Source organism: Pedobacter sp. WC2501 (genome assembly GCF_052682415.1).
Genome location: NZ_JBQZFI010000001.1, coordinates 6,118,634 through 6,130,443 on the forward strand (window position 1 = coordinate 6,118,634; position 11,810 = coordinate 6,130,443).

Here is an 11,810-nt window from a genome sequence, read left to right on the forward strand (position 1 = left end):
ATCATTTAAATCTGTGTAATCATCATTAGAAAATGAAAAAATTCACAAAATTAACATCGGCAGTAGTGCCTTTAAACATAGAGAATATTGATACCGACCAGATTATCCCTGCAAGGTTTCTAAAAGCGACTACACGCGAAGGTTTCGGCGAGAACTTATTCCGTGATTGGCGTTATGAAAACGATAACCAACCGAAAGCTGATTTCGTGATGAATAACCCAACTTACAGCGGTCAGGTTTTAGTTGCCGGAAAAAACTTTGGTTGCGGTAGTAGTCGTGAGCACGCTGCATGGGCTATTCAGGATGCAGGTTTTGATGCCGTAATCAGCAGTTTCTTTGCCGATATTTTTAAAGGGAATGCCCTTAACAATGGTTTACTACCTATCCAGGTAAGCGATGAGTTCTTGGCGCAGATATTCAAAGCAGTTGATAACAATGCAAAATCAGCATTAGAAGTTGATTTAGAAAATCAAACAGTAACGATTATAGAAACTGGTGCTCAGGAATCATTTGAAATCAATCCTTATAAAAAATCATGTTTAATAAACGGTTATGATGATATCGATTTCATTTTAAACCAGAAACAATTAATTGAAGAATTTGAAGAAGGCCGAGGGTAGAAAGGCTGAAGGCTTGAAAAGCTAAAAGACTAAAAGTAGAAAGACTAAAGAAAATACTAAAATTTATTACACTAGGATGCGTTTAGGTGTCTCAGGTGGTGAAAAATGAAAAACATGACAGAGCATTTCGTCGACGTCCAAAATTTAAGCTTAAAGTTTCAGCAAAAAGCTGTGCTAAGGGATTTGAATTGGACCATTGATCCAGGCGAAAATTGGGTATTGGGTGGAATTAGTGGAAGCGGAAAAACCTCTTTAGCTAAAATCATTGCGGGCTTACAAAGTGCACCTGGAGATGTAAAAATTTATTTTGACCGCGAAAGCCTATTACCTGCTGAAACCTTATTTGTAGAAAGCTGGTATCAGTTTAAAAACTTAGAAGGTGTTGCCAATTTTTATTACCAGCAACGTTATACCAGTCAGCAGGCTAAAGAAACTTTAACTGTTCATGCCGAACTGGTTGGTTATGGTAAAGAAAAAGGGCTTCATTTTGATCAGGTTGAACCGGTTTTAGAAGCTTTGGGTTTTGCAACATTTGCCAGTTCACAATTGATCGAATTATCCAGCGGTGAACATAAAAAATTACAACTGGTAAAGGCGCTCTGGTTAAAACCTCAGTTATTAATTATCGACCAGCCGTACACGGGTTTGGATGTAGCTTCGCGCAAGAACTTAAACATGCTCTTGGACAAAGTTGCCGAAGAAGGTGTTCAATTGATCTTAATTTGTAATGACACCGAACTACCAGGCTGCATCAATTCTTTCGCTGAAATAAGAGATGGCCAATTAGTTAAAGTAGATTCTTTAGAAAGTTCAGCTACCGAAATCTATTTAAGAGAAATTCCGGATTTCTTAAAAGAATCTCCTGTTTACAGTTCTGAAGATATTGTAAAAATGGTTAATGTAAACATTAGCTATGGCGAAAAACAGGTTTTAAAAAATATCAACTGGGAAGTTAAGGCCGGAGAAAAATGGCTTTTGCAAGGACATAACGGTTCAGGGAAATCGACCTTACTGAGTTTAGTGAATGGCGATCATCCACAATCTTATGCCAATGAGCTTTATTTATTTGGCAACAGGCGTGGAAGTGGTGAAAGCATTTGGGACATTAAACAACATATCGGTTTAATATCCCCAGAATTTCACTGGTATTTCGATCCAACCGCTACTGTTTGGCAAAGTATCGCTTCTGGTTTTTATGATACTGTAGGTTTGTTCCAACAATTGCCCTATACCAAAAGCATACAGGTTGATGAACTGGTAGAATATTTTGGACTAACCGAAAATAAAAATGAATTATTAACCGCACTTCCACTCGGCAAACAGCGGCTGGCATTGTTAGCGCGGACGATTATAAAACATCCTGAATTATTAATTCTGGATGAACCTTGCCAGGGCTTAGACCAACAGCAAACGAAACATTTTAACCAGTTGGTTGATGAATTATGCAGCAATGGAATGACCTTAATTTATGTTGGCCATTTTGAATCGCAGCTGCCAACCTGCATAGAAAAAAGAATATTGTTAGAAAAAGACGGGGTAAAAGTCGTCGAAAGTTTAAACACAGAAATATTAAGCTGATGCAAAATTAACCACAGATAAAAAGGATGAACACAGATAAAAATCTAATGATTCGTGAAGCCACGAAACGTAGCAGACATAAATCTGTATTTATCGGTAAAAATCTGTGGTAAAAACGGCAGCAGCAAAAGAGGAGTCAATAATGAAGAAGAACATTTTAGTAATACCTGGAGACGGTATCGGACCCGAAGTAACCACTTGGGGAAAAACAGCATTAGAAAAAATTGCTGAAATTTTTGGCCACGAATTTACGTTTGACGAAGCTTTAATGGGCCATGCGGCTATTGAAGTTACTGGTGAGCCTTTGCCGGATGAAACTTTAGAAAAAGCAAGAAAAAGCGATGCTATCCTTTTCGGAGCAATTGGTCACGCCAAATATGACAATGACCCAAGTTTAAAAGTTAGACCAGAACAAGGCCTTTTAAAAATCCGTAAAGAACTTGGTCTCTTTGCCAATCTCCGCCCGATATTACTATTTGACGAACTTCTTCAGGCATCGAGCATTAAACCAGAAATTTTAAGAGGCACCGATATTTTATTCTTCCGTGAATTAACCGGAGATGTTTATTTCGGAGAAAAAACACGATCTGAAGATAGAAATACTGCTTCTGATTTAATGATTTACCACCGTTACGAGGTTGAGCGTATTGCACATAAAGCTTACCAGGCCGCTCAACAACGCAACAAAAGATTGTGTTCGGTAGATAAAGCAAATGTTTTAGAAAGCTCACGCTTATGGCGCGAAACCGTTCAGGAAATTGCAAAACAATACCCTGATGTAGAAACTGAGCACATGTTTATCGACAATGCAGCCATGCAGTTAATTAAAAATCCTAAAAAATTCGACGTGGTTTTAACGGCTAATTTATTTGGGGATATTTTAACCGATGAAGCTTCGCAGATTGCGGGCTCAATGGGCATGCTGGCTTCGGCATCTGTTGGCGAAAGTACCGGTTTCTTTGAGCCTATCCACGGTTCTGCGCATGATATTGCAGGTAAAGATTTAGCTAATCCATTGGCCTCTATCCTATCGGCAGCTTTAATGCTGGAAATTGGTTTCGGTCTTAAAGAAGAAGCAAAATTATTGGTTGATACCATCGATCAGGTATTGAAAGAAGGTTTCAGAACCCATGATATTGCCGATCAAAACACAAACCGTTTCAAAGTTTTGGGTACAGCCGAAATGGGCAAATTGGTTATTAAATTCTTATCACAAAAATTAATCACTTCCTAACCTTAAGATTATGATTCACGACCCAAACAAAGTTTATATTTTCGACACGACATTGCGTGACGGTGAGCAGGTTCCAGGCTGCCAGTTAGATACAAACCAAAAAGTAGAAATCGCAAAATCACTTGAGCTTTTAGGAGTTGATGTAATTGAAGCGGGTTTTCCGGTATCTAGTCCAGGAGATTTTAACAGCGTAATCGAATTATCGAAAGCGGTTACCAACCCAATTATCTGCGCTTTAACCCGCGCAAATAAAAATGATATTGATGTTGCTGCAGATGCTTTGCGTTATGCAAAAAGACCGCGGATCCACACTGGGATCGGTTCATCTGATTTCCACATTAAGCATAAATTTAACAGTACACGCGAAGAAATTTTAGAACGCGCTGTTGAGGCAGTAAGGTATTCGAAAAAATTTGTAGAAGATGTTGAATTCTACGCAGAGGATGCCGGCCGTGCCGATATTGAATTTTTAGCTAAAATGGTTGAAGCAGTTATTGCTGCAGGTGCAACTGTGGTTAATATTCCGGATACCAACGGTTATTGCTTACCAGACCAATACGGTTCTAAAATCCTTTATTTAAAAGAAAACGTAAAAAATATCGATAAAGCCATTATCTCTGTGCATTGCCACAACGATTTGGGCTTGGCTACAGCCAATTCTATCGCAGGCTTACAGAATGGTGCCCGCCAGGTAGAATGTACCATTAACGGAATCGGAGAGCGTGCAGGCAATACATCTATGGAAGAAGTCGTCATGATTTTGAAAACGCACAAAATTTTAGGTTTAAATACCCAGATTGATGCGACAAAATTCTATGAAATGAGCCACATGGTAAGAAACCAGATGAACATGCCGGTACAACCGAACAAAGCAATTGTTGGTGGAAACGCATTTTCACACAGTTCAGGTATCCACCAGGATGGTTTCTTGAAAAACCGCGAGAACTACGAAATTATTAAACCTGAAGATGTTGGTTTCCCTGATGCTACCATTGTATTAACGGCAAGAAGTGGTCGCCATGCTTTAAAACATCACTTAGACCGTTTAGGCCATAAATTAGAAAAAGACCATTTAGATATTGTTTACAAACAGTTTTTAGTTTTGGCTGATAGCAAACAGGGCATTAACGATTACGATTTAAACCAATTGGTTGCTTTGCACCTAGCGTAAAAGCTGGAAGGGTAAAGACTAAAGCTAAAAGCGAACGGCCTAAAGGCTCAGGCTTTGTCGTTAAGCGGGTGGCGTTCTGGTTTGACGCACCGACTCCGCTTTCCTAAACCTGATAGTAGTGGAAATACTTTTTAATTGCAGCAACCTTGGATACACTGTAATGCTGAGGCACGAAGCATCTGCAACCGATGAAACAGATTCTTCGTTCCTCAGCATTACAGTGGTTTTAAAAAGATTGGAACGAATAGCAGGACTGTAATAACCGAAAAGTACCAAACCCTGCTTTACAAAAAACATAAGAGGATATCGGTCTTGATACTTGATTCTCTCTATACCTGATACTACAACAATGAATACTACAACACCGAATACACTGGATTTTAAATCTGCATCAGAAAGGCTCAAAGGCGTGGTAAAACGTACCCCACTTGAGTTTAATGCCGGCCTTTCTTCTCACTACAACGCAAACATTTATTTAAAAAGAGAAGATTTGCAGATCGTGCGTTCTTATAAATTGCGCGGTGCTTACAATAAAATCAGTTCACTACCTCAGGAATCGTTAGTTAACGGTGTTGTTTGTGCAAGTGCAGGAAACCATGCACAGGGTGTGGCTTATTCATGCAAAAAACTCGGTATCAAAGGTGTTATTTTTATGCCAGAAATTACCCCAAAACAAAAAGTTAAACAAACTTATATGTTTGGTGGCGATAGTGTAGAAGTCATTTTAGTTGGCGATACTTTCGACGATTGTTTAAAAGAAGCGCTGGCCTATAGTGCCGATAAATCGGCAACTTTTATTCCACCTTTCGATGATGAAAAAGTAATTGAAGGACAGGCAACAGTTGGTGTAGAAATTTATGAAGACCTTCCTGATTTAGACATTTTGGTAATGCCTGTTGGCGGTGGTGGTTTGGCCTCGGGCGTGAGTGCCTATATGAAAACCGTAAAACCTGATGTAAAACTGGTTGGTGTTGAGCCGCTGGGTGCACCATCAATGGTTACAGCCATGGAACACGGTGGCCCTTATACTTTAGAAGAAATAGACCGCTTTGTGGATGGTGCAGCTGTAAAAAGAATCGGCCACATTACTTACGAATATTGCAAGGAACTTCTTGATCAGATGCATTTAATCCCTGAAGGAAAAATCTGCACCACCATTTTAAAGCTGTATAACGAAGATGCCATTGTGGTAGAACCTGCTGGCGCACTATCTATTGCTGCATTAGATCAGCTGAGAGATCAGATTGCAGGCAAAACGGTAGTTTGTATTGTTAGCGGTGGAAACAACGATATTGAGCGCATGCAGGAGATTAAAGAGAAATCTTTACTATTCGAAGGGCTAAAACATTATTTCATTGTACGTTTCCCACAGAGACCAGGCGCTTTAAAATTATTTGTAAACGAGGTTTTGGGTCCGCAGGATGATATTACTCGTTTCGAGTTTATTAAAAAAACGAACAAAGAAAACGGCCCTGCATTGGTGGGCATCGAACTTTCGAACAAAAACGATTATGCAAGTTTATTACAACGCATGAAAGATTTTAAATTTGAAATTATTGAGTTGAACCAGGATCAGACTTTGTTTGAATATTTGGTTTAAATTATTTAACTGCGAAGAGCGCAAAGTTTTTCGCTAAGCACACAAAGCATAATTTAATTCCTTTGTCATCCTGAGCTTGTCGAAGGACAATTAAAGTGTTTCGACAAGCTCAACATGACACTTCTTAATAGAGAACAATGAATTTCAAAGACTTAAGCAACAAAGCATTAATTTCGGATAGCGATATCGACTGGGAAGATTTAGGAGCAGGCGTTAAACGCAAAATTATGGCTTATGATGACAACCTGATGTTGGTTAAAGTAGAATTTGAAAAAAATGCTATCGGTACTATTCACAACCACCCTCATCTTCAAATGAGTTATGTAGCAAAAGGAAGTTTTGAAGTGAGTATGGGCGATGATAAGAAAATTTTAAATGAAGGCGATGTTTTCTTCGCTCCATCAAACGTATTTCATGGTGTAGTTTGTTTGGAGGCCGGCCTATTGATTGATATTTTTAATCCACATCGGGAAGATTTTTTGAAATAAGACCGGTGATCGTCATTTCAAGTGGAGTACAACAAAATTGAGAACCACGGAGTGATCAGCGAAGCTAAACCTATCTTGAGGTAGATCTCTCCGCTCCACTGCGTTCCGGTCGAGATGACGACATTAGGTGTGAAGATCGCTAGGAACCTTACACCCTCAACCTTACACCTTAAACCCTACTCAAAAGTAAACCTCACATTTTTATAACCCAATCCTTCAATAATGGGCTTAAGCACGGTTGTCGCATTGGTTTTCGTCTGTGCTAAAATACTCGATTTTTTAACTTCTGCAGTAATTTGTCTTTCGGCTGCTTTATAAGCTTCGTCTACTAAACTGGCCTCCCGGAAGAAAGCCATTTTCGTATCGTAAACACGGGAGTTTTTATGGTCGATTTTTACGTAACAGATTTCGGGCTGTGGTAAATTTACTACAGCGGTGTCCGCATCGATATCAATATCTTCGCGGGTAATTTTTGTTAAGTCGATACAGCCTACTGCTTCGGCTTTAACAATCAATAAAACACTCGCTTCAGGTAAAAAATCTGTTTTATTTTTGTGCTCAAGAACATCGCTGATCTGATACCTTACCAGCTCTAATTTGCCAATAGCCTCAATTTTCTCTACCAAAAGCTGATGTTTGCTTTCTACAGAGGTATTGATACTAAACTTTTTGGAAATAAATAAGTATCCTGCAACAATTAAAATTAACCAGGGTAAGAGGCGAAAAAAGAGCTTCATATTTTAAAAAAATAGGGTACCAACATTTGTGTATTTAATCTGTTGCACAATAATTAATCCATAAATCTCCAATTATATTTTTTTTGGCAGAAGATTTGTAATACCAATATCACACACACAAATAAAAACTAATCAACATGAAAAAATTTACCATCTTAATGCTTTGCATTGCCACACTAGGTCTGGCTTCTTGCAAAAAAGAAACACTTGTTCAACAAACAGCTCCTAACAGAACAGTTGTGTTTGACGTAACTCCTAATAAATGGGTACTTGAAAACGGCAGATATTATCTTGACCTAAATATTCCAGAAATTGATGATATTAATTTCTACGATGAAGGAATATTGATTTATTCAGCAACTCCAAATTATACAAATTATTATCAACTGCCGTATGGCGACATGGATTATGAAGCCCACATTGGCGGAGTTTCAATTAGTAGAACAACACTTCCAACAACTCCTGTAAGAATAAAAGTTGTCTTAGTTGCAGCAGAAAATGTAACATAAAAAATTTAAGATTTAAAACTCTAAAAAACGACTGATGTTCAGCTGGACGTGGTCGTTTTTTTATGTCTTATTCCTAATCTAAAAATTATAAGTACAGTTATAATTTTTGTCAAAAACCACAAAAGTTATAATTACGATTAAAACTCCAAAAACCGACTAATATTCAATTGAACATGGTCGTTTTTTTTATGCTCTCCCCTGTTCAACTGTAAGGCCCGAACGCTAACGCCATTTCTTTCTAAGAGCAATTCGTCATAAAATCCTTTATAGTAAACATCTTTTACTTCAAAACGTCTGCTGCTCCAATTGTTGCTAATTTCTGCCCATTCCGGATAAAAAACCACATTTCCTGCAAAAGTTTTTAAGCCTATTTTCTCTGCATCCCCACGAGACAAAACAACTGCATTACCTAAAATCTGAGCAGTATAAATGTGTTTTGGATTTTGATAAATATCTATAGGCTTACCAGTTTGTAAAAGTTCGCCATTTCGCAAAATCAGTAATTGGTCGGCAAGAAATAAACCATCAGCAGGGTCGTGAGAGACAAGAATAACAGTTACGCCAGTTTCCGCAGCAACACGCTTAATATCTGCCCTAAGTTGGTTTTTAAGTAAAGCATCAACCTGGCTAAACGGTTCGTCTAAAAGTAAAACCTGTGTATCGGCAACCATGGCCTTTGCTATGGCCACACGCTGTTGTTCCCCACCACTTAACTCGATGATTTTTTTATTTTGCAGCGGTAAAATCCGAAGGTGCTCCATGATCTGAAGTGTTTTTTCAGCTTTGGTTTTTAAATCGGTATTCGATAGCTGTGAGGCAATGTTGTCGTACACTTTCGCATAAATATTCAGCGAAAAATCCTGTGTTACCATTTTCATCTGCTTGTGGCCGGGAATCAGTTGTTCATCAGGACCTTTAACCCTTTGGTCTTCGAAAAAGATTTCGCCCTCATCGGTTTTTAACAGCCCATAGATGGATTTTAATAAGGTTGATTTTCCGCTACCGCTCTCGCCGATAATGGCAACTACATCACCTCTTTTAATGTCAAAACTTACATTTTTGATTCCACCGGCCTGTTCTGCCTGGTATTGCTTGGTTAAATTTTTAACGCTGATTATGGTATTGCTCACGTGGTAAATATAAAGCTTAAAGCAGAAAGACTAAAGCTTAAAGCAAAATGTTTTTACGCAAAAAATCCTGTCTCGCTTAACCGAAACAGGATCTGTTCATTTGGTGTGTATTGAACTTTTAACCTCTCTGTCCTTCGGACATCTCTCCTGAAGGAGAGAATTAATCAACTCGTTAGTTTAGTCCGAAAGTAACCCCGAAACTCATATTCTTTAAGCCAGCTTGTTGAGCGGTAGTAAACATGTCGTTAAAGTAATATTTGGTAAACAATCCTATACCTCCGTAACCAAATCTAACTGTACCTCCGTAACGAACCGATTGAAAGTGGTAGCTATCATATTGTTTTTCTTTACCACGTTCTTCGCTTATCTGTTTAATTTTTCCATTTAGCAAAAAGCTAACCTCAGGACCTAAAACCAGGTAAAATCTTTTACCGTTTTTGTTTTCGCTGGTACGGAATTCGAAGTTTAATGGAATATGCACGTAACTGCTGGAGAAACGGTTTTTAGAGAAATGTACTGGTGATTGATCAGTATAAACAAACTCGTTAGAATTTTTAGCGATCGTAATGTCTTTTCTTAAACGGATTAAAGTCCAGTCAAATCCTCCTGCTACATAAACTTTAAAGTTAGAATTAAAACGGTAGCCAAACTGTAAAACATCAAAAGAGAATGTACTGGTTTTTCCACCTTTGTAATCTAAAAAATCATTATTAGGTGATAAATTAAAACTTCCATTGTCTATCAATCGGGAAAATCCCCAATCAACCCTGGTAAAAGTAATTCCGCCCACGAAGCGGCCTTTTTTTGCTGAATCTGCTGATTTTGTAGTAATCATAATACCATGACCTTCACTATAATCCATTTTCTTTTTGGTACTATCTTGTTGTGCAAAAGCACCTGGAGCCATAACACCGGCAAGCCCGCTTACCAAAAGTGTTGTAAATATTAGACGTTTCATATCTGTGTGTTGTTGAGTTATTAAATGAGTGAATTATTGAATGTTGTAAAGTTTAAATGTTGAATACTGCTAACTAAAAACTGTTAATTGTAAACTGACAACTGTTTACTTCTTATTGCGTTTACCTATTTTAAACGGACCGATATTGATTGATGACAAAGAAGAGTCATCATCATCAGTACGGAACTGAATTAGCTTATCTTTTCTTTTATCCATTTTGTTAACAATCAGGTTTACTACATCGCCAACGTTGCGGATACCTTTATTGTTCTGTTCGTTTTCGTTAACAGGATCATCCGTTTTAATCGCTGTAGGGTTAGCAACTATTACCGTTTCTTCTTTAGGTTGCAGAATCGCCTCTTCGATTTTCGTTCTAATATCTTTTTTAGGCTCTTCAACTTTAGCCACGGTGGTTTCTTGCTTTTGCATTTCAGGGTCCATAATTATCCGCGGTTGCTCTAAAGCAGGTTTATCTTGTTTCATCTTTGTTTTGGCAATAGCCCTTGCTGGTTTAGCCTCAACTGGTAAAATTGGTGCAACATCTTTAACGGGTTCAACTACTACAGGTGGCTGATCTTTTACAACTGGTGTTTCCACTACTGGCTTAGGCTTTTCAATTGTATTATTGGCTAATTGTTTACCCTCACTAGTATTATTCTGCTGTTGATAAACCAAAATCCCAATTGTAGCGATAAGCAAAACCGCTGCAGCAGATAACCAATAAATTGGTATGATTCTTTTTTTATTCGGTGTTATTTCGCTTTCTATATTGCTCCATAAATCTCTCGAAGGTGTTACTTCCGCGTCAGCAAAAGCATCTTTAAATAACTGATCAAAATCTTTATCCCGTATAGGTTGCATAACCAAATCCCTCCATTTTTATAATTTCTTCTTTTAATATTGCCCTTGCTCTCGACAGTTGCGATTTACTCGCGCCTTCTGAGATCCCAAGCGTTTCTCCAATTTCTTTGTGCGAATAACCTTCAATTACGTACATGTTAAAAACCATGCGGTAACCATCTGCCAGTTTTTGTATCACTTTCATTAAATCCTGCATCCCTAAAGTACCAAAATCAAATCCGGTTGATGGTTGCTCGTAAGCCTCATCTATTTCTACCACATTCAGGCTTCTTAAATTTTTACGGTAACTTTCAATCGCAGTGTTCACCATCACCCTCCTAATCCAGCCTTCAAAAGAACCATCGCCCCTATACTCTTTTATTTTCTGGAAAATTTTAATGTATCCCATCTGCAGCACATCTTCTGCCTCCATTCTATCTTTGGCGTAGCGCATACAAACGGCCAACATCTTCGATGCAGTTTGCTTGTAAAGCAGTTCCTGCATCTTCCGGTCGCCGGCTTTGCAGCCTTCCATCAAATCGTTTATCGTATAGCTTCGCGTCAATTTCATTGTGTGTTTGTATATAGAAGATGGGCAATTACAAACAATGGTTGCATGAGGAGAGAAAAAAAGTTAAATAAAGTTAAATTTAGAAATTTAGCTATTGATTATCAGATAGTTATATTTAAAATAATTTTTAAGAAAGATATAGATTTTTGATTTGAAAAGCAAAGACGGGAGCATTTTTGAGGTGTTAGTCCCGCTATCCGCTGCAATCTTTTTTATACTTCTGTCATGCTGAGGCACGAAGCATCTGTTTCATCGGTTGCAGATGCTTCGTGCCTCAGCATGACAGTATATTCAAGGTTGCTACAGAAAAAAGGATTTCCACTGCTATCGGGTTTAGCAGGCAGGGACTTCCGAAGTTTCAAAGGGAGTTGGGC

Annotated in this window: 13 protein-coding genes; 7 read left to right on the forward strand and 6 right to left on the reverse strand. The window is 38.2% G+C overall.

All coding sequences use genetic code 11. From position 1 onward, the window contains the following. Nucleotides 1–32 precede the first annotated feature (32 nt). The 4 genes from leuD to ACUN24_RS25530 all read left to right on the forward strand — a co-directional run bounded on the left by leuD (nucleotide 33) and on the right by ACUN24_RS25530 (nucleotide 4,603). Nucleotides 33–620 (forward strand): 3-isopropylmalate dehydratase small subunit, encoded by a 588-nt coding sequence (gene leuD, locus ACUN24_RS25515; RefSeq protein ID WP_445565032.1) that lies wholly within the window; start codon nucleotides 33–35, stop codon nucleotides 618–620. Nucleotides 621–734: 114 nt separating this feature from the next. Next, nucleotides 735–2,198 carry an ATP-binding cassette domain-containing protein gene (locus ACUN24_RS25520; protein WP_445565033.1) on the forward strand — a complete coding sequence of 488 codons (1,464 nt, stop codon included), beginning with the start codon at nucleotides 735–737 and terminating at the stop codon, nucleotides 2,196–2,198. A 142-nt stretch (nucleotides 2,199–2,340) separates the two neighbouring features. Beyond that, complete coding sequence (leuB, locus tag ACUN24_RS25525; RefSeq protein ID WP_121284576.1) at nucleotides 2,341–3,432, forward strand: 3-isopropylmalate dehydrogenase; 1,092 nt, start codon at nucleotides 2,341–2,343, stop codon at nucleotides 3,430–3,432. Between the two features lie 10 nt (nucleotides 3,433–3,442). Further along, on the forward strand, nucleotides 3,443–4,603 hold the full coding sequence (locus ACUN24_RS25530; RefSeq protein WP_445565034.1) for a 2-isopropylmalate synthase: 1,161 nt from the start codon (nucleotides 3,443–3,445) through the stop codon (nucleotides 4,601–4,603). Between the two features lie 60 nt (nucleotides 4,604–4,663). On the opposite strand, the gene ACUN24_RS25535 is transcribed toward ACUN24_RS25530, so the two are convergent. Next, a complete protein-coding gene (locus tag ACUN24_RS25535) occupies nucleotides 4,664–4,900 on the reverse strand; it encodes a hypothetical protein (protein WP_445565035.1) in 237 nt (78 codons plus the stop codon). 52 nt (nucleotides 4,901–4,952) lie between these two features. Between ACUN24_RS25535 and ilvA the strand changes: the two genes are divergently transcribed. Both ilvA and ACUN24_RS25545 read left to right on the forward strand, forming a co-directional pair. Further along, a complete protein-coding gene (gene ilvA, locus ACUN24_RS25540) occupies nucleotides 4,953–6,203 on the forward strand; it encodes a threonine ammonia-lyase IlvA (protein WP_445565036.1) in 1,251 nt (416 codons plus the stop codon). A gap of 137 nt (nucleotides 6,204–6,340) precedes the next feature. Then, on the forward strand, nucleotides 6,341–6,691 hold the full coding sequence (locus ACUN24_RS25545; protein ID WP_445565037.1) for a cupin domain-containing protein: 351 nt from the start codon (nucleotides 6,341–6,343) through the stop codon (nucleotides 6,689–6,691). 176 nt (nucleotides 6,692–6,867) lie between these two features. Here the strand turns inward: ACUN24_RS25545 and ACUN24_RS25550 are convergent, their stop codons facing one another. Continuing rightward, a complete protein-coding gene (locus ACUN24_RS25550) occupies nucleotides 6,868–7,428 on the reverse strand; it encodes a DUF4230 domain-containing protein (protein WP_445565038.1) in 561 nt (186 codons plus the stop codon). Nucleotides 7,429–7,565: 137 nt separating this feature from the next. Between ACUN24_RS25550 and ACUN24_RS25555 the strand changes: the two genes are divergently transcribed. Next, nucleotides 7,566–7,937: a hypothetical protein gene (locus ACUN24_RS25555; RefSeq protein ID WP_445565039.1), complete on the forward strand. Its 372-nt coding sequence runs from the start codon at nucleotides 7,566–7,568 to the stop codon at nucleotides 7,935–7,937. A 137-nt stretch (nucleotides 7,938–8,074) separates the two neighbouring features. On the opposite strand, the gene ACUN24_RS25560 is transcribed toward ACUN24_RS25555, so the two are convergent. The 4 genes from ACUN24_RS25560 to ACUN24_RS25575 form a co-directional block, all read right to left on the reverse strand. Then, the gene (locus ACUN24_RS25560) at nucleotides 8,075–9,067 is read right to left on the reverse strand and encodes an ABC transporter ATP-binding protein (RefSeq protein WP_445565040.1); all 993 of its coding nucleotides are present in this window, start codon (nucleotides 9,065–9,067) and stop codon (nucleotides 8,075–8,077) included. 172 nt (nucleotides 9,068–9,239) lie between these two features. Beyond that, a complete protein-coding gene (locus ACUN24_RS25565; protein ID WP_193420520.1) occupies nucleotides 9,240–10,025 on the reverse strand; it encodes an outer membrane beta-barrel protein in 786 nt (261 codons plus the stop codon). A gap of 105 nt (nucleotides 10,026–10,130) precedes the next feature. Continuing rightward, the gene (locus tag ACUN24_RS25570; RefSeq protein WP_445565041.1) at nucleotides 10,131–10,886 is read right to left on the reverse strand and encodes a hypothetical protein; all 756 of its coding nucleotides are present in this window, start codon (nucleotides 10,884–10,886) and stop codon (nucleotides 10,131–10,133) included. Beyond that, nucleotides 10,867–11,436, reverse strand: a complete 570-nt coding sequence (locus ACUN24_RS25575; RefSeq protein WP_025146912.1) for an RNA polymerase sigma factor — start codon at nucleotides 11,434–11,436, stop codon at nucleotides 10,867–10,869. Before ACUN24_RS25575 ends, ACUN24_RS25570 begins: the two co-directional genes overlap by 20 nt. Nucleotides 11,437–11,810: the final 374 nt, after the last annotated feature.

Coding starts and splice junctions, on each gene's coding strand:
- leuD (WP_445565032.1), top strand. CDS start 33: ATGAAAAAATTCACAAAATTAACATCGGCAGTAGTGCCTTTAAACATA.
- ACUN24_RS25520 (WP_445565033.1), top strand. CDS start 735: ATGACAGAGCATTTCGTCGACGTCCAAAATTTAAGCTTAAAGTTTCAG.
- leuB (WP_121284576.1), top strand. CDS start 2,341: ATGAAGAAGAACATTTTAGTAATACCTGGAGACGGTATCGGACCCGAA.
- ACUN24_RS25530 (WP_445565034.1), top strand. CDS start 3,443: ATGATTCACGACCCAAACAAAGTTTATATTTTCGACACGACATTGCGT.
- ACUN24_RS25535 (WP_445565035.1), bottom strand. CDS start 4,900: ATGTTTTTTGTAAAGCAGGGTTTGGTACTTTTCGGTTATTACAGTCCT.
- ilvA (WP_445565036.1), top strand. CDS start 4,953: ATGAATACTACAACACCGAATACACTGGATTTTAAATCTGCATCAGAA.
- ACUN24_RS25545 (WP_445565037.1), top strand. CDS start 6,341: ATGAATTTCAAAGACTTAAGCAACAAAGCATTAATTTCGGATAGCGAT.
- ACUN24_RS25550 (WP_445565038.1), bottom strand. CDS start 7,428: ATGAAGCTCTTTTTTCGCCTCTTACCCTGGTTAATTTTAATTGTTGCA.
- ACUN24_RS25555 (WP_445565039.1), top strand. CDS start 7,566: ATGAAAAAATTTACCATCTTAATGCTTTGCATTGCCACACTAGGTCTG.
- ACUN24_RS25565 (WP_193420520.1), bottom strand. CDS start 10,025: ATGAAACGTCTAATATTTACAACACTTTTGGTAAGCGGGCTTGCCGGT.
- ACUN24_RS25570 (WP_445565041.1), bottom strand. CDS start 10,886: ATGCAACCTATACGGGATAAAGATTTTGATCAGTTATTTAAAGATGCT.
- ACUN24_RS25575 (WP_025146912.1), bottom strand. CDS start 11,436: ATGAAATTGACGCGAAGCTATACGATAAACGATTTGATGGAAGGCTGC.